At 52.8% G+C, this 17,685-nt stretch carries 15 protein-coding genes and 1 pseudogene; 6 read left to right on the forward strand and 10 right to left on the reverse strand.

Features of this window, described 5'->3' with window-relative positions:
• Positions 1-3: 3 nt before the first annotated feature.
• Together MHN28_RS07470 and MHN28_RS07475 are read left to right on the forward strand one after the other, a co-directional pair.
• Complete coding sequence (locus MHN28_RS07470) at positions 4-870, forward strand: phospholipase D-like domain-containing protein (protein WP_239337590.1); 867 nt, start codon at positions 4-6, stop codon at positions 868-870.
• 213 nt (positions 871-1,083) lie between these two features.
• The gene (locus MHN28_RS07475) at positions 1,084-2,895 is read left to right on the forward strand and encodes an ATP-dependent endonuclease (protein WP_239337591.1); all 1,812 of its coding nucleotides are present in this window, start codon (positions 1,084-1,086) and stop codon (positions 2,893-2,895) included.
• A 76-nt stretch (positions 2,896-2,971) separates the two neighbouring features.
• Here MHN28_RS07475 and MHN28_RS07480 read toward each other — a convergent pair whose 3' ends face one another.
• Genes MHN28_RS07480 through dcm form a run of 3 tightly spaced genes read right to left on the reverse strand, consistent with a single transcriptional unit; the run spans position 2,972 to position 5,921 of the window.
• A complete protein-coding gene (locus MHN28_RS07480) occupies positions 2,972-4,222 on the reverse strand; it encodes a type II restriction endonuclease (RefSeq protein ID WP_239337592.1) in 1,251 nt (416 codons plus the stop codon).
• 18 nt (positions 4,223-4,240) lie between these two features.
• Positions 4,241-4,744 (reverse strand): very short patch repair endonuclease, encoded by a 504-nt coding sequence (locus tag MHN28_RS07485; RefSeq protein WP_370645670.1) that lies wholly within the window; start codon positions 4,742-4,744, stop codon positions 4,241-4,243.
• The gene (gene dcm, locus MHN28_RS07490) at positions 4,689-5,921 is read right to left on the reverse strand and encodes a DNA (cytosine-5-)-methyltransferase (RefSeq protein ID WP_239337593.1); all 1,233 of its coding nucleotides are present in this window, start codon (positions 5,919-5,921) and stop codon (positions 4,689-4,691) included. The genes MHN28_RS07485 and dcm overlap by 56 nt, the downstream gene beginning before the upstream one ends.
• Before the next feature lie 230 nt (positions 5,922-6,151).
• Between dcm and MHN28_RS07495 the strand changes: the two genes are divergently transcribed.
• Positions 6,152-6,361 carry a hypothetical protein gene (locus MHN28_RS07495; protein ID WP_239337594.1) on the forward strand — a complete coding sequence of 70 codons (210 nt, stop codon included), beginning with the start codon at positions 6,152-6,154 and terminating at the stop codon, positions 6,359-6,361.
• 108 nt (positions 6,362-6,469) lie between these two features.
• Here the strand turns inward: MHN28_RS07495 and MHN28_RS07500 are convergent, their stop codons facing one another.
• The 5 genes from MHN28_RS07500 to MHN28_RS07520 all read right to left on the reverse strand — a co-directional run bounded on the left by MHN28_RS07500 (position 6,470) and on the right by MHN28_RS07520 (position 9,880).
• Positions 6,470-6,868: a DUF5681 domain-containing protein gene (locus tag MHN28_RS07500; protein WP_239337595.1), complete on the reverse strand. Its 399-nt coding sequence runs from the start codon at positions 6,866-6,868 to the stop codon at positions 6,470-6,472.
• Positions 6,861-7,244 carry a DUF5681 domain-containing protein gene (locus MHN28_RS07505; protein ID WP_239337596.1) on the reverse strand — a complete coding sequence of 128 codons (384 nt, stop codon included), beginning with the start codon at positions 7,242-7,244 and terminating at the stop codon, positions 6,861-6,863. The genes MHN28_RS07500 and MHN28_RS07505 overlap by 8 nt, the downstream gene beginning before the upstream one ends.
• A 101-nt stretch (positions 7,245-7,345) precedes the next feature.
• Positions 7,346-8,599 (reverse strand): DNA methyltransferase, encoded by a 1,254-nt coding sequence (locus MHN28_RS07510; protein ID WP_239337598.1) that lies wholly within the window; start codon positions 8,597-8,599, stop codon positions 7,346-7,348.
• A gap of 215 nt (positions 8,600-8,814) precedes the next feature.
• Positions 8,815-9,285, reverse strand: coding sequence for a ParB N-terminal domain-containing protein (locus tag MHN28_RS07515; protein WP_239337600.1), 471 nt, complete (start codon positions 9,283-9,285; stop codon positions 8,815-8,817).
• 391 nt (positions 9,286-9,676) lie between these two features.
• Positions 9,677-9,880 carry a helix-turn-helix domain-containing protein gene (locus MHN28_RS07520; RefSeq protein ID WP_239337603.1) on the reverse strand — a complete coding sequence of 68 codons (204 nt, stop codon included), beginning with the start codon at positions 9,878-9,880 and terminating at the stop codon, positions 9,677-9,679.
• A gap of 90 nt (positions 9,881-9,970) precedes the next feature.
• On the opposite strand from MHN28_RS07520, the gene MHN28_RS07525 reads away from it, so the two are divergent.
• The 3 genes and pseudogenes from MHN28_RS07525 to MHN28_RS07535 all read left to right on the forward strand — a co-directional run bounded on the left by MHN28_RS07525 (position 9,971) and on the right by MHN28_RS07535 (position 15,261).
• Positions 9,971-10,741 (forward strand): hypothetical protein, encoded by a 771-nt coding sequence (locus tag MHN28_RS07525; RefSeq protein ID WP_239337605.1) that lies wholly within the window; start codon positions 9,971-9,973, stop codon positions 10,739-10,741.
• A gap of 423 nt (positions 10,742-11,164) precedes the next feature.
• A complete protein-coding gene (locus MHN28_RS07530) occupies positions 11,165-13,720 on the forward strand; it encodes an RNA-binding domain-containing protein (RefSeq protein WP_239337607.1) in 2,556 nt (851 codons plus the stop codon).
• A gap of 536 nt (positions 13,721-14,256) precedes the next feature.
• Positions 14,257-15,261 (forward strand): annotated as a pseudogene (locus tag MHN28_RS07535) (IS30 family transposase).
• 501 nt (positions 15,262-15,762) lie between these two features.
• Here MHN28_RS07535 and MHN28_RS07540 read toward each other — a convergent pair.
• Both MHN28_RS07540 and MHN28_RS24970 read right to left on the reverse strand, forming a co-directional pair.
• On the reverse strand, positions 15,763-16,131 hold the full coding sequence (locus MHN28_RS07540) for a DUF1304 family protein (RefSeq protein ID WP_239337609.1): 369 nt from the start codon (positions 16,129-16,131) through the stop codon (positions 15,763-15,765).
• Positions 16,132-16,147: 16 nt separating this feature from the next.
• Positions 16,148-17,302, reverse strand: coding sequence for a helix-turn-helix transcriptional regulator (locus MHN28_RS24970; protein WP_239337611.1), 1,155 nt, complete (start codon positions 17,300-17,302; stop codon positions 16,148-16,150).
• Positions 17,303-17,685: the final 383 nt, after the last annotated feature.

Consider the following 17,685-nt stretch of genomic DNA (forward strand, 5'->3'; position numbering starts at 1 on the left):
AAATTGACAAAGCCTCAGAATATTCGACATGCCGCAACTGCCTGCTTGCCCTATGCAGTCGCGGCGATCGATCTTTTAGACGTCATGATCCGTTACGCTGGTCGGCATATTGTTCTCGAATCTCTCGCGGAACGCACTGCTGGAAAAAGCAAATCCAGAACAGAGATTCTCGCCCTGAAGCAGATTTTAGTGTCTTATGGTGTCATCTCAAGAAACGATCAAGCACAAGAAGTTTTGTGGCCGGAGGAATCGCTGGCAAGCTTAAGGTGGGCCATCGAAGGTGCCAGGATCGGCCTTCGATCTGCTCAATCTGCCAGTGAACCAGTCTCTGTTATTACGCTTCCCAACAATGAATATGACATCGCCCAGAGTATTCGCCGTCGAGGTGTCGAGCGAGCCACCTTGGGTCGAACAATAGATGCCTTCTTGAAAGTCGCTCGAGACGCAAAGAATGATTTCTTTGTCGCCACTCCATTTATCGATGCCACAGGTGTCGATACCTTGAATGAAATTGTGAAAGCTGTGCCCATTGGCTCAAAGTGCCACCTTATCGTTCGTACGTACGATTCCATATTAAAGGCAGAAGCGCATGGTCTGGGCCGATCACTGTCGCCCAGATTTTCTGTCTTCACCTATTGCCGGGAGCTTCCAAGCGGAAAACGAGAAACGTTCCACGGAAAATACTTTGTTGGCGACGATACTAGGGCCTATATTGGTTCGGCAAACTTGCTGCAGGCATCACTCGAGAGCACAATCGAAACAGGCGTTCTTTTGTCCGGCGTCGACGCAAAACCTTGGTCAGTTTTTGCCCAGGCAATGCTTCAATCGACAACGATAGTGAGGCAAGCATCGTCTGTGACCGACCTATAGTAGTTTCAAAAATAAAGTTGCGCACAAAAAATGAGACCTTCCCGATGCCAGTCACTCGTGTAATGAGGGGCCAAATCGAAGCCACTAACCCGAGCCGTTGTAACACAGAGTTTTTGTATTTTCTCGTTAAACAGCAGAACAACTTAGACTTGCGCGTCATTTGCATGTCATCCAACATAATTAAATCAATTACATCAGTCCTTCAGAGGGTTAATGGGCTTACATATCACCAAAATCGAAATTCGGAACTTTCGCTCGGTGCGGAACCTGTCATTGTCGCCAGGCAAACTGGCGGTCTTAGTAGGCAAGAACGACTCTGGTAAGTCGAACGTCCTCAGAGCCCTGAACTTGTTCTTCAATGGCCGGACCATGCCCACGGATGATCTCGACTTCGAGGTCGATCACAACGTGTTCAACACCCCTAACCGGCGAGCCAAAGAAGTGTCTATCAAGCTCGAGATCACGATGCCCGAGTCGTATCGAGCCACAAACGGCGACTACGTGGTCTGGGAGCGTCGGTGGCGCTCCGAGGGGTTCGTTTATGACGAATACTCAGGGCGACGGCGGGTGGCAGGTCCACGGGGCGGAACCAGTGTCGAAACGATCAAAATCCCAAAGCAGTCCAACGTTCACGCACTGCTGCGAAACATCAATTTCGTCTATGTGCCCGCTATCAAAGACCTAGAATACTTCTCAGAACTCCGGGCCAGCATCTACGATGTTATTGCCGAAGTAGCCGACCGAGAATTCCGGAATTCAAGCCAAGACTTCGAACAATCAATATCCCACCAGCTTGAAGACTTGACAACCCAGATCACAGCCGCTCTCGGTTTCCGGTCCCGCCTGGCACTGCCCAAGGATCTCAGTCATATCTTCGAGAGTCTTGATTTCCTTAGCGAAGGCCAAGATATCTCGCTCGATGCACGAGGCGATGGGATTAAGGCCCGCCATATCCCACTGATCCTCAAGTTCATGGCCGACAAAAAACGTGGTCTTCAGGTACGGGGTGCTCAGCCGCATACGTTCATATGGGGGTACGAAGAGCCGGAGAACAATCTGGAACTGTCCAGTTGCGTTGAGCTCGCCGATCAGTTTTGGGGGTTCATTGACCACGGGGTCTCTCAAATTTTCCTGACGACACATTCCCCGGTCTTCTACAATTTGCACCGCAAGCAGGACGAAGGAGAAAACCGGATTTCCTGCCACCACATCTTCCGGAAAGGGGATGAGGAAGGGACCAAGCAGGTCACCGAACTTGGCGATCTTGATGAACGGATGGGAACCACGGCTCTGTTCGCACCCATGGTAACCGAGTTGGAAGATAGGGTGCGACGTCAGGAGCAAGCACGTACTGAGGTAGAACGGCTTGCCCAGGCCAACCGCCGAAAAATTTTCGTCGAGGGAGAGTCCGACAAACTCATCATCGATAAGGCTCTGAGCGTGTTTGCACCAGAAAGAGCTGCTGACATCGATGTCGAGACCAAGGTCGGGGCCGGGATTAACTATGTAATCGATATGCTCCAATCATGGCGAAGCCGGGCAAAGCACCATCCTGAACTGCCCAACTCAGCGGGTCTTTTGGACCTCGACCCGGAAGCGAAAACCGCTCTCAAGAACTGGAATGATGTCCCCGACAACATCAAGTCGGCCAAGTGCTTCAAGCTACCCACCCCACCACATCTGATCCCCGTGCTTCAGGCTGGGTTCCGGGTGCCGGTCGTTCTTGAATGCCTATACGACAGGGAGGCATGGGTGTGGGCCGACGATCGCGGGCACCTAAAGGTCAGGGACGTCCCGAGCGTGATTTCGAACCAACTCAACAACCAGATCGTGAACGCTGAGACTACATTGGATGCCCACCTGCACGACGACTGGGCGATCTTCGTGAAGAAAGAATTCGAACAGATAGGCAAGGGGCCGATGGCCAGGCATTTTGCAAACAAGGCCGATGATGATTTCCGAGCCCGTATGCTGTTTTTAGAGCCGCTGATCACCGAAATCAGCACTTACCTGTTCCCGGAGTAAGGGAAAGTTCAAGAACCGCGTTGTGGATCCCACTAATCTCGCGTTTATCCGGCGTTGAGCACTTCTGGAGAACCCGTCATAGCAACACATCTCCGGATCCGCGCTCCCGCACCAGATCCAGAAAGCCGGTGACACTCAGCAACCAGGGTTGCTGGTCCGCGTGATAAGTCCCGTGCAGCCCTTGTGGCAAAACAAGGCGCAGGTTCTGTGCCTGCATTTCTGTTGTCTGCGCGCGAGAAATCGCAGGCTCGAGCGTCAGCAGGTGTTTTTCGGAAATCCGGTTGGCTTCAGCCAGAACCTGGCGCCACCGGTCTTTGCAGGTCGTTTTCACTCCAAGCATCGTAAGGCCGGTTTCGGGATAGCTGGTGTTTGCGTACTCTTCCTCGCCCGGAAACAGGAAGTCAGCGGCATTGCGTTTTTCGGTTGTAGCTTCACGTTTGTAGCGCAGGTTGTGAGCCTGAAGAATGGCCTCAGTATGATGACCAAACGCATAGCCGGCTCGTGACTTGCGGCGGTTCTGGACCCCAAGAGAGAACTTCAGAAAGCCATCTACATCGGCACCACTTTCATCGAAGAACCCGGTCTTTAACCGGTCCGCGACGATCTCGCGTTCCATGAAACGGAACAGCGCTTCTTCATGCTCCATCCAGGCCAGCAGGGCCTCATCAGGGGATCCAACGGGATCAACACCGGTCAGGCTGTCTCGCGCGAACTTTGAGAATTTCGCAGTTGACGGGAACGCCAGACCAAACTTGCGAACGAGCCGCTCGAAGGCACGCGGTTCAACGTCTTCCGGCTCAATGCCCAGAGCATCCAGAATGATCCGGGCAGCAAAATCAACATCCCTGCCGCCCTCACTACCAATGTCGCGCTGGCTCAGCTCATAGCCCCCGGTCAGAGCCAGACCAAACAACCACAGGAGCTGTTGCTCGATTGAACTGCCAGCCGGGCAGAGAATGGCCAGTACGTGACGTTCGGCAGTCATGCAGAGAAACAGCGTGTCTCCGGCAGACGCGCGATAGACCACCGGCTCCGAAGCCGCCGGATAGTACAACCTGTACTCCGCGGTCCGATGTGGTTGCCGCTTCCGGCTGTTGTACCAGGATCCGGTCAGGTTCAGCCTGACGGGGTCATCCCCGCTGTCGTCGATCCAGATGTAAGTAACCGGGATCTTTTCCCGATCTTCCGGGGTTCCGACAAACGCCCGGAACACATCAACGCCCTGGAACTCATGGCCATGGGAGACTTTGGGGTCAACTTCCGTGCCGCGCAGGACTTTTGCACCGGCACCAACAAAATACTTCGACAGAAAACCGTGCCCGGACAAGTACTGCTCCCTGAATGGCTACCGGAGCCCCTCAATATCAAGCTCCGCGTCGCCACAGGACAACCATTGCGAGAGCGTGTCAATCACATCCGCAACGTTTCGCCTGCCTTTTCCCTTCAGGGCGCATTCCCACACGATTGCCACGCGCCAGTCCGCTTCCCGCAGGGCAGCATGGTTTTTCTGATCCCGCTCCACATTCCCGCCGATCTTGTCCCGCCAGAACTCTTCACGCGTTTTTGGCCATTTGAACAGCGGGCATTGATGACCATGCCAGAAGCACCCGTTTACAAAGATCACGGCCTGATATTTTGGCAGCACCAGATCCGGCCGTCCCGGCAGTTTGCGGTCGTGCAGGCGATAGCGATATCCCCGGGCATGAAGCCCGCGCCGGATGATCAGTTCCGGCTTGGTATCCGCACCCCGGATTGCCGCCATATTACGGCTGCGGGTTTGCCGGTCGTGGACGTCAGCCAGCTTTGCGCACAGGTGCCGTCCCCTGCCTTTCCAGAATTGCGCGGACATGCGGCTCCATAACCCGCGCCACCTCGGCAAATACCGGCACAGCGACTGAGTTACCGAACTGTTTGTAAGCCTGGGTGTCAGAGACAGGGATCCGGAAATCTTCCGGATACCCCATCAGACGAGCGCACTCGCGCGGTGTAAGCCTGCGGGGATTATTGCCTTCACCCCGGCTGACGAGGATTTCCGATCCATCCTTGTAGTAGCGGGCGGACAGAGTTCTGGCGATGCTGTCGCCGTCAACAAGACCAAAGCCAAACCCGTTGCCTTTGGCTTTGTGTTTGGCTGCATAGTCCTGCAGGTATTTCCAAAGCTTGTCGGTCAGGGTGTATTTGTCGCTGACAGTGGCGTCATTGCCGAGCGTGAAATGCCCTTCAGGATTCTCGAGACCGTTCTCCGGATGCAGAATGTCCCGCATTCGGCGCGCTCCGCGTGCCGGCAGAGCAACATCATCAAAGCTGAACGGTACCTCCTCACGGAACCCCACAATAACGATCCGTTCCCGGTGTTGAGGCACAAAGTGGGCTGCATCAATCACCCGGGGCTCGGGCACGTAGTAGCCCAGCTCGTCCCGGAGTTTACGCGTGATGACCTCAAAGGTCCGGCCCTTGTCGTGGCTGCGCAGGTTTTTCACGTTTTCCAGCATAAACGCAGCCGGACGGTGATGTTTCAGGATCCGCAGCACATCGAAAAACAGCGTGCCCTGAGTTTCATCGTCAAAGCCATGGGCGCGGCCCAGTGCATTCTTTTTTGACACCCCTGCAATCGAAAACGGCTGGCAGGGAAAGCCCGCGACCAGAACATCATGTTCCGGGATGTCTTCGGCCTCGATTTGAGTGATGTCGCCCGCGATGGGGCGGTTATCCGCGAAGTTGGCGTCGTAGGTCTGTTGGGCGTATTTGTCCCATTCCGAGGTAAATACGCAGCGCCCGCCCGCGCTCTCCATCGCCTTTCTCAGGCCCCCGATACCGGCAAACAGGTCAATGAACGAAAAAGCCGTGCCGGAGGTATCAGGCTGACGCGCCTCGGCCTCCATCCGCAGCAGGTTCATGACCCCCTCACGCGGGGTTTCCTCTCCGCGTTTCCAGCGATAGATGTGACTCTCCGAATAACCCAGGATTTCCGCGGCCTCAGAAACCGAATGGCCGGTTTTCTGCAACAACAATTCAAATTCGGTCATTCTGCTCGCCCTCTGCTCCCGCGCTTCAGATATTCGCGGGGAATTTTTTTGTCACTATGGCGGCCAGAGTCCCGCGAAGCAAGAACATTCTGGAAACATTGAAGTGAATCTGAAGTTAACGCAGATTAAGACTTTTCCACCGGCAGGATGAAAGTTGCGTTTTTGCGATACATCCAATCGTGGCGCAGAATTCGCTCGACTTTCATGGCCCGGCAAGCGGTACTGCCGCCATGGACGACGCAACCCGGGAACAGCTCAGTTTTGTTTTTGCGAAGCTGACCGGTAATCTGGAGGATGCGGCCTCGCTGGCCCTGAAGGGCCAGCGCCCGCAGATAAGTGCGGAAGAGGCCGAAGAGCTGATACGGTCCATTCAGGCCCTGCTGAACCACGCTGACGCCCGCATACGGGCCATAGAGCGGCTGACTGGCCGGAATCGCTGATACCCGGTCGACACCCCCCTGAGACTATGTTCGACAGGGGCGACAGGTATAACACCGCCGCCCCTGATCCAGGCCCTGTCTGGACGCTAAAATCAGTGGCGTAACCTTTCAGCTGGTATCCGCAGATACGCGCCTGGAACCACTGACATCGACACCCATTTTTTCCAGCCTGGCGAGTATCTCTTCGCGGCGCTGTTTGTCCTGGTTTTCTCTGGCATCCATTTCCGGCTGCACCTCCAGCATGATGTTGATCGCTTTGATCAGGGACGGCACATGACCTTTAAGACCTTTTTTGCAGAGCGCCAGGTAGGCAGCTTCATATCCGTCCAGCGACACAGTCCGGCCATCCGGTGTGCGGGCTGCAACAGGCTCTGACAGGATCGCTGCAGCGTCTTTCATCAGATCGGAACGGGTCTTCGGCCGACCTTTAGGATTGCCAGACTGACCTTTTTTCCACTGGCCGGATTTCGGAGGTTTGCCATAGCCGATGTCGTAGGTGTCAGGCATTTCCACCTCCATCGTCGATGACATTAACACCCATCTTACGGAGCGCATCCAGGATCCGCTGCTTTTTCTCCTTCGGATCAAACTCAGCAGCCCGGGCGGCACCGGCTTCTTCCAGGATACGCCGCTGCAGGTCCATGGCACGCCGGTCACCGGACAGCGCCAGCTCCCGCAGTTTGCGGATCAGGGCTTCGCTGATTGGCATCTGTTTCTCTGCACCCTTCGGCCTGACTTTGCGCCTCAGCACTTTTTGCGTCAGAGACAGAATGTCTTCCTGTTTTTTGGGCCGGCCTTTTGGATTTCCGGATTTTCCCTTTTTGAAACGGCTGTGTTCAGGCGGGCGCATATAGCCCACCTGAGTTTTGGTCTGATCACTCATTCTGCAGCCTCCGTCGCCGGCGCCATAGCCTCTACAGACCGATGAGCGGCCATCTCAGCATATGTCTCACCAGTGGAGGCCAGAACGGCTTGCTGCCCTGTCTACGCCATAAAACGGCGGCAGATAACATCACAATAGATCGGGTCGAGCTCCACCAGGCGGGCTCTTCGGCCACAGCGCTCGGCAGCAATCAGGGTTGTACCGGAACCACCAAAGCCGTCCAGCACGATATCACCGCGCCGCGTGACATCTCTGATGGCATCAGCCACCAGCGCCACAGGCTTAACAGTTGGATGCAGTTCCAGATCTTTCTGATTTCCGCCAAAGCTGTTCACGCCAGGATAACCCCAGACATTCGTCCGGTATCTGCCTTTCTCACCAAGGCCAAAAGTATTGAGATGGGGAGCGGATCCGACTTTCCAGACATAGATCAGTTCATGTCTCGATCGATAAAACGTACCCATACCGCCATTGGTCTTGGCCCAGACAATCAGGTTCTTCAGTTCTGAATAGGTTTTGGATCCGGCTGCCTGCAGTTCCGGCATGTGGCGCCAGTCCATGCAGACAAAATGAATGGCACCGTCGATGCTGACACCTGCCATAGCGCCGAGCGATGCGTCCAGGAAGGCTGTAAAGGCGCTGGCATCCATCTCGCCGGCAGCCATTGCAAACTCACGGTGCTTCACGGCACCGGAGCCGCAGACATGGCCATCAATTTTGACGTTGTAGGGCGGATCGGTAAAAACAGCACGAGCGCGATCGTCGCCCATCAGCGTTGCATATGTCTCGGGATCACGCGCATCGCCGCAGATCAGCCTGTGCGCGCCAAGCATCCAGACGTCACCGGGCTTCGTGATTGCCTGCTCTGCATCCGGTTCCGGCACCTCATCAGCCGGGTCCGCTGTTTCTTCATCATCGTAATCCAGCAACAAATCCAGTTCGGCTGTTTCAAAGCCGGTGATTTCCAGATCAAAATCCAGCTCCAGCTCTTCCAGCGCCTGGAATTCTATTTTCAGGATGTCGCGATCCCAGCCGGCCAGTTCAGCCAGCCTATTGTCAGCAATGACATAGGCACGCCGTTCTGCGTCCGACAGATGCGCAAGTTCAACCGTCGGCACTTCGACAGCGCCAAGTCGATTAGCTGCTGCGACGCGACCATGGCCGGCAATAATGCCGCCTTTTTCGTCGATCAATACAGGATTGGTAAAGCCAAACTGTCGGATCGACGCTGCGATCTGATCAATCTGCTTGTCACTGTGCGTCCGGGCATTGCCGGCATAGGGGATCAGATCATCCGTTTTGCGATAGACGATCTTCAGCCGGGTTTCTTCCGGCAGAGATTTAATGTCAGCCATTATGGGGCCTTTCAAATGCGCGCAGCCGGCTCGCCCTGACAGAGATCGGATCTCTGCTCGGAGAACCGGTCTGCGCTGTTTCAGGAAGAGGCCGGATCAACAGATCCCTGCAAAGGGCCGGACTCTTCCGGCACAAGATCGGCAGGCCCCCCACCGATCACTTCGCTTTGCGTGTGAACAAGCAAAAAAGTTAACGCTTGTTCAGGTCAGGCTGTTTAGCGCAGCTTCGGATAGTAAATGTTTCCACGCGCGTCACAGAAGCCACCATTGATCTTGAATTCAGTGTTCAGCTCCGTTTCCCTCAGGCCACGCACATCAAGATCCAGGATCTCCGGCGACCAGTTTCCGAGACGGGCAAAGCGGATCATGCCAATACTCAGCAGGCGCCTTTCCTGCTCGGTCATCCACTGAAGTGGAATAGTCGGAATCGTCGAATACCTGAGTTTTATTGCCGCCTTCACACGGCCAGGCCCCCAGATAATGGAGTCCCGGCCATCTGTCACAACTGGCAGAGCAAAACCAAATTCACGGATCGTATTAGCGATCACTTTGATCTGCTCGCCACTGTGAAGCGGCATGTATTCGCGACCATAGTCCACAAGTTTCTTTGGAGAAACCTGCTCAGTTTTCCACCGGCTTGTCACCGGCATTTTAGGAACCTGCAGTTCCAGTTTTGAAGCATGCATCAGAGTACTCCTCACACACCATTTACCTCCGGACCATCCGGCGGCTTCGAAATTTCATGCGGTGATAGTCACCGCTTAACTCCGTTGATGCGTAAGCAGCCTCATGAGCGCTTACGGAATTGCCGGGTCTGAGCCCGACATCCGGCAGGTTCAGCAAACCAGCCAGCTTCCGTTGATAGGCAAGATCACCCGATGGATGCGTCTTGCTGAACACCAGAAAGGAAAGTTCGGTGGGAATTTCAAGAAGTTTTTTTGGTAGAGAAGCCTAAATTATAAATGGCTTATACAAAAAATGACATTCAGGCCGGTTTTGCCGTGATTTCGCGCCGGGCAAACGGTTCACTCAGGACCCTACCGCGGCCTCTCAACCCTGACGTGATTCGGCTTCGGCTCAGTCCAGTAGCTCGCCGCAGGGTACGCCCAGCGCGACAGCTATCTTGTCCACCACTTCTATCGTGGGATTTCTGGCTCCGCGTTCGAGGTCACTGATGTATGTTCTGTGGATGCCGGACTGATGCGCAAGCTCTTCCTGCGACCAGTCTTTCGACCGGCGCAGACGGCGCATGTTTCCACTGAGACGGTTACGAACATCCATGGCCCCCAAAGGCACGGGATGTCGCCAATCCGTCTACAGACGATCAGTGACATTTTATGTTGACTTCCATCTTGCAGCGAGCATTTGTCGATGTCACTGATCGACGACAAGGGAATTGATATGCTGATTTCAGAGACAACCGCGGGAAGACCTGACGCTACCATTGAGAAACAGACAAAGCAGCTCGCTGATTACATCATCGAAACCGGGCTGAAGCCGCTGCCCCTGCCCGCGGAGTTCTTCTACGCCTCCCTGCCCCTTTGTGTAATCGATGCGGTGTTTTCGATTGGCGTCACATACACCTCTACCGCAAACACGGTGACCCGGTTTTGCGAACGCCAGGGCTGGACGAAGTCGCTGGCGCCGGATGCGCCTCGCGCAACCGGCGAGCACACCATCAGTGAGTTTCTGGCGCTGTTTGATGGCCTGACGCCGGACCAGATGGCCGATGACCTCTTCGGTAATCGACAGCACACGTCCACCCGCTCAGGCATTCTGAAGGCCGAAGCAGTTCGCCAGTATGCTGAAGCATTGCAGGCAAACGGGATCGAAGATTTTGGGGACATGACCGAAACCCGTCTTACAATGATCGAAAAGCAGGTCCGCCGTATCCCGGGCCAGGGCAGCGGAATCTCATTCGACTACTTTCGGATGCTCGCCGGCAACGACAACCTGATTAAACCGGACCGGATGGTTCAGCGCTACGTCGCAAAGGCGGCGAACATGAGACCCGAGCGGGTCACGCCGGAGTTTGCCAGATCAGTATTGCAGAATGCGATTACCAAACTGGCTGAGCGCGGTTTCGCTTGGACTCCTCGGCAACTGGATTACGCGATCTGGACCTGGGAAAGAACGCGTTGACGCGACCGCCCTTGGTCATCAACTAATGCTACCGCATTGGTGGGACACCTCGCAGCACGGGTAAAGTCTTTCTTCATAGCCACCGAAAACCGTAACCAGACATCCAACATAGAAAGTTGAATGTCTGGCTCGAGCCGAGGCTGTGTGAAAACTCTGACGGTCCGGCGAAATATGCCGAAAACAGCCTCTACGTACGTCCTCTCGCAATTCTGAGAGGGCTTTTGCTCAGGTGCCTAAAACGAGCGCGACGAGAGAGCTCATGTGCCGGAGTTTTAACACCGCCTCAGCCCAAACACGACACTCAGCCGCGTATAAGGTGGACAGAGAAGTTCCTGCAGACCCGTTCGCAAACTTCGGCTTGACCCCAAGTTCAGCACAACCGAGATTGGCTTGCATGGAATATGGACCTTCGGACGACGAGTAATGAAAGAAGAAAATAAAAACCTTTTCAAGGCGATATGCGATGAGAGCTTGCCGTCAGATTTTGATGAGCTTTTTGGGGAAATTTACGATCAAAGGCATGATCAGTTTAAGATACAAGAAAATTCATTGCTCGATTATAAAGAACACCTCCCTGCTGAAGGAGATTTAAATTATCGATCGGGGCTGCTTAAGCTAGTCGCAGCATTTCACAATATGTATGGAGGCTTGATATTGTTTGGGATTCGCGATGTGGATTTCAAACCAGTTGGAGTGGAAGGTGAATTTGATGTGGAAAAATATAATGCCCTCTATTCGGAAATATTTGGCAACAACATAGAAATTATTAAAAAAAGTTACAATGTAAATGTAGGCGGAATGCCCGCGAAAATTATTGCAGTTTTAGTGCCGAGGAGGAGCACTACTCGTCCGGCGGTCGCACACAAGAATTACGGGCAAATATTAAAAGGTAATACCTATATTCGAGAACGTCATGAAGCCAAAGTTGCAAACAGCCGTCATTACCCAATTCTATTCTCACGTCGGGAAATACTTAGTGATGAGTCAGGTGAGGACATTATCGGATTGCAGTATTACGCCCCGCCATCACCTTCAACGCTTCCAACGTTCATTGGTAGAGATTTTCTAGCCTTTAAACTCTGGGATTGGCTGCTGATAGATAAGAAACCTAGAATCTATCTATCGGGGGCTGGAGGCTCTGGAAAAAGCACTCTAGCTTATGAATTTATGGACCAAGTTGCTCGAAATTGGACTGGCCTCAAGTTAAGAAATTCTGAAACTATTGACTTTGTTGCATTTGTCTCAGCGAAAGAAACAGAACTAGACGTTAGGTCTGGAGTAGAACAAAAGTACAGTCTACGTCAATTTGAAGACGCCGAGGGCTTATTCAAGTTGATATTGACCAACGTTGGCGGCGAGGAGCCTTCTAATTTGGAAGGACAAAGCCGCGAAAGCTTGCTGGAAAAAATTGAGTTACTGTTCGACAGCTTTAACGGCTTGATTGTAATCGACGATATAGACGCATTGAGCCGTGCTGGACGGGACACTGGAGAAGAAGACTTGTTTCTCCTTTCGAGCCAGGCCCAGAAGATTGTTAAAATCGTCTACACTTTGCGAAACGACGCCTCATATGCAATGAACGCAGCCATCCCCGTCCCTGGATTAGACGAAGAAACGGAGGTACCAGCATTCGTAGACGCTTGCTGTGAGCTCTTCAATACCGAGCGGCCTAACTCAGCTCAACTAGTCGAGCTGGTGTTGGAAAGCTCCCGCTTGCCTCTGCTTATTGAAACAATAATTGGGTTAAGAACAAACGGCAGTAGTTACGAACAGGCAATACGTGACTTTCGCGAAAGAGGGGGGGATGCCGCTCGCAGTTACCTGTACCAGCGGGAATACGAAAAGCTATCTGCGAAAGGCAAAAGCCGACAGGTTCTCGCAACTCTTATGCAGTATGAACGTCCACTAAGCTTCGACTCAATTTGCGCCCTTACGAACACAATGGAAACTGAAGGAATCCGGTCAGCCATAAACGAAACGGCAAACATCTTTTTGAAAGTTTCAAGCGCCGAAGACGGGACAACAGCATATAGTTTGTCTCCGTCTGCAGCTGGATTTGTTCGAGCGTACTCAGAGCGTCTCCCATACTTCCCGGCTATCTGCCGCGCTATCGACCATTTCCGAAAAGACACAGCCACTTCGACTCCTCGGGAAGCATCAATCATTTCGAAAGCCGAACATCTTTTGCGATCAAAGCAATATGACTCGGTGGTATCTCTCTCTAACGGGCTAGATGCAAGCGATACCGTTAGAGTGAATCCCAAGTTCATGGCGATATATGGTAGAGCATTGGTGCAAGCTAGTTCCGCCGACCTAGTGAAAGCGAGAGATTTGTTTCGTTCCGCATCGAATTTTGGTTTTGACGATATTTTTATGCTCCGTGCATGGTATCATGCGGAAAGAAAATCTGGATATCGCTTCGCTGAGGCGATCGAGGTCTGCCAGCTTGTAGTAGACAACCCAAAGTACTCAAGCAGACACCGCTCTGAATTTTCATCTAAGATTGGTGAATGCAAATCCACGCAGGCACGTTCAATTTCTGGCACGGACAACCCAGACAAAGTGAGGTTGTATGCGGACGCAGTACTTCACTATTCATGGGCCCTACACTTCGCGGATTCAGCTAATGAAATTGATCAGTCCATGACATTGGACTGGCTTAGCAGGGCACTTCAGGGCTACATAACTTGCTCTGGCGGTGATTTCCGATTCCTTCTGAATGCTTTCGAGGCACCGATTAAGGCGGGCATCGTTTTCGGAGCCGAGGCGTCAAAAGTGTTCCAGGTTCTGATTTCCGGCGCTTCGCGAACAAGAGATGTTAAGACACTTAGGAAATTTCAGGGGACCCTGAACACAGGAATAAACGCAATCACGCGGTTCTCTGGAAAGAAACATCAGTCAAATGTTCGTCCGCTATTAGACGCTTTAAATGAAAGCAAGAAGTCTTTTGAAATTCATATTATGCAGTTAACTGGTTGATTTGCTTTTTTTGGTATTGGAACTTGGTTAAGCTCGCAAATCCGATTGGGTAAAGTTCGTTTTTGCTCAATCGGTTTCACCAAAATTTCACTTTGGGAAAAACCTGTTGTTAGACGCTAAGTATTACAAGCTCGACCATGGGTCTTCAGGCTCATCTTGGACTCCCGGTCCCCCGGCAGTGCAAAGGTCACTTTCTCAGCATAGCTACCATTTGGCTCGATTGTTCCTGCGAGCGCAGCGACCGGCAACGTGGCCTGCTCTACCAACTTTGATCAATGGCGGAAATTCCGCTGTCTCCCAACGCAGTGGCAGTGGAGCGGCCGCTTCGGCCTGATTATCTGCCGATTGCTACCTCAGATTTCTGTGCACACATCAGCGGCAGGCAAATACGTTTGATCAGCGAACGCAAGGAAGACTGCTGTGACCACACGATTTAACATAACGGCCCTTATCTTTCCGAAAAGCAGTGCTCGGGCACATTCTAAACTGGGTTGCGAAAAATCCCCTATCTTGCTGAAAAGCAAGGAGAACGGAAATTGGCACACACGGAACTGGATCTGCACGAGCGGCGCGCCATTGAGAATATGTTGAACGCAAAGATGCCCATCAGCAAGATTTCGGTGGAGATCGGTAGGCATCGATCCACGGTTTATCGAGAGATCAACCGGAACCGTTTCGAAGACTCCGAGGTGTCGTATCTGAGTGGTCATTATGACGTCAAAGCACAACGATCGGCGCTGTCCAGACGCGCTCGGCGGCGCAAGCTGATACGTTTGGAAGTCCTGCGCGCACATGTCACCGACCGTTTGATTGCAGGTTGGACACCGGAACAGATCGCGGGCCGCCTCGGTTACGACGATCAGCCTGTCCGTGTAAGCCACGAGACGATCTATCGCTTCGCCTATTCGAAGGACGGTCGCGAAGAACAGTTCTACCGCCACCTGCCTGAACACCGCAGGCGGCGCAGACCGCGTGGGCACCGCAGGCACAACCGAACCCATATTTTCGACACCCAAAGCCTGTCACATCGGCCCGAGCGTATCCCTGAACGCACAGAGTTCGGTCATTGGGAATGCGATTTGATGATGTTCCGCAAAGAGCATGGGAAGGTCAACGTGACCTCTCTGGTCGAACGCGTCAGCCACTATGCCGTCGTCATGCGCAACGAGGACCGTCAATCGAAGCCGATCATGGAAGCGCTGATCAACGGGCTCGCTCCCCCGCCCGCTGATTCACGTCAGTCGATTACCTTCGACCGCGGCACCGAGTTCTCGGCCTGGCAGAGGCTGAAGGATGGAACGGGAGCTGACAGTTGGTTCTGCGATCCGCAGGCCCCCTGGCAAAAAGGCACCGTCGAGAACACCAACAACAGGCTCCGGCGCTACCTTCCAAGATCACCGAACCGACGGCGCTGACAAATCGATTTTTTTAGGTCGATTTGCCATCGCCTCAATTCCACGCCGCGCGAGTGCCTCGGATATCGGACGCCAGCCGAAGTCTTCGAAAGCAAGCTGATGGAAATACAGAACCGGCTGACGTAAAAGAACAAATCAGAAATTGCGCTTCAACGTGAATTCACACTCCGGACAGGTACCAAAATACGTTAAGCACGTTTCTCATGTCTTTCCGAAAAACAAGGGGAATGGAATTGGGGTCAAAAAGAGGCTGTGTCAGCGCGAGTGGCGCGCAATTGTAGATACACCCACCTTGGCAGGCGCACAGATAAGCCTCTATCCGGTTGATCATGAAAATGTGGCAATTGCCGTTGAGGTCGAATAAATTGTACAGTCAAGCTCTTTGGGACGAATGCTCTGGACCGGATTGCTCAGAAGAAACCGACAAACTCCCGCCAGGTTCAGTATTCAGCCGGTCTAGTTGAGTCAAAGGATCATCGCTCGAGCAACCTTCCTGATCTGCAACTCCAAATGCAGCATGCGGAGTAGGACTTAGGTCGTTGATTGAGGATGGCATGATTCGCCGCCACGCGTGAGCTCCTAAAGCAGCTCCCATGTGCAAAAACTGTGTCAGTTCAGCACCCTACGTCAAAACCATGTAGAAATGATCAGAAAAACCAGCGCAATTGCTGCGGGTGACAGTCTAGTGTAGAGGATGAAATTTCCGCGCGCACCCGCATTTCCGACCATGGCCGTCAGCACGATAAAGCCCAAAACAACGGCCTGTGTCCAGGCTTGAGAAATATCCGGCAGAAATATGCTGAGACAGAGACCCACACCGATGGATGCGTTGTAGGACGCAATGCTACGGCCCAAGAAGCGCGTTTTTTCGATCTCCTTCGCGTCAAAAATAGTCAACCTTTCACATACTCTCTGCCAGTGAAACCACTGCGCGTATGCAAATACCAAATGACCGATGATTACAGCGGCAAGTGCAAGATAATAAAGAATAATCATAAAAAGCTCCGTACACTCAAACTTCGGATGTCAGAAAACTACCTCCGTAACGCATCATCATTCGAACGAATTGCGTTCGGTTGGAACAACCGGTTTTTGAAAGAATTGATTTCGTCTGTGCATTAATTGTCGAAACAGAGCGCCCGCGCCGGTCAGCAATCTCCGGATTGGTCAAGCCGCGCCCGATTGAATTGACGATCGAAGTTTCTGTCTGGGTCAGATCAAAAGCTCGCTGCACGTGATTGACGTTAAAGGTGACGGGCAAGCTGGCATCCGTGCTGCAAAGCAAAAAACCCCGAAACGGAGAAGCTCCCATCTCGTCCAGCCTATACAACGGGATGATTTCAACACACAGCACATCATTCGTGTGGCTGAGTATACATTCCTTTCGGGGTCTTGCGCCGAATTTGCCATGTTGGCGCGGGCTGTCCATCAGGGCTTCCAAGCTTTTCTGTCCCTTGGTATCCGCTATGTGCAGACGTCCGTCCGCCCGAATACGAAACAACCTATAGCTTTCCTGCTGGCGCTGAAACTCGTCGTTGCGCACGACAACGCAGCCACGCGCGTCCAACACACAAATCCCGATGGACAGTTTGTCGATTGCGGACAGAATGCCTTCGTATCGCTGTTGCAACTGGCGCGTTGGGATGCCCAAATCAATCGCCTTTGCAAGGTGCGGCAGGATTTTGGACAGGAAGGCGCGTTCTTCTCCGGTCAATGGACCGCGCGCGATATTTAGTTGAACAGAAAACAGTGAGATCCACTGATTGTCCTTGTTCATGACGCCCGCAGCGCGATGCAAAATACCAAGCCTCATCAGTTTTTTGACGTGTTCCTGCGATTTGAGCTCATTGAGTGAAGGAGCCAAAACGCTGTCATCTATAAGCTCTACGGCGTCACCCTCATTCGTCTCCCGCCGTATGATGGCCTGGTCGCGCGCCTCCAAGTCCTGACACTTGGACAAATAGACGGACAGCACATCCTGAGAATATAGCCCTGAATGTAGCGGTGCAGTCAGAGTGCGCCCGTTGACCGTATCTGCCCACTCAAAAATGATGCTCCCCTGCGCAGAGATGCGATCCACAACCTCGTCAAGAACCTTGCCCCAACAGTTGCTATCGGCAACCGTATCGTAAATCCGCAGTATCAGTTGCTCTTCAGAATTGGCCACGGGATTATCCACCTATTCCTTTTAAACAAGTTCCGCAATTCTAACCTCGCATTCATCCGCAAGCATAGCCCATTTGGGGGATGCAGGGATTTTGGCAAACAGGTAGAGTCGCAAGTTAAATGGAATCCAGAGTTTTTCTGAGGAAAATGGAACGGAGGAAAAAAACTGCGGCGCATTTTATCGTTTGGTTTGGAGATTTGCTTTTCCAATTCACCCTGTGAGAACTGAACGGATCAGCATTTAGACGCACAATTCACGCGGCGTCACTGCATCAACATTAGATCTGTCTATTTCTAAACTAAGATGTTGAAGCTTCTTGCGGCTGTATTGCACTGGAAGATTTGCAATTTTATGCCTTTGAATGTAGTGTCCGACGTTAGAAT

The organism is Ruegeria sp. Ofav3-42, assembly GCF_022347725.1.
GTDB lineage: Bacteria > Pseudomonadota > Alphaproteobacteria > Rhodobacterales > Rhodobacteraceae > Ruegeria.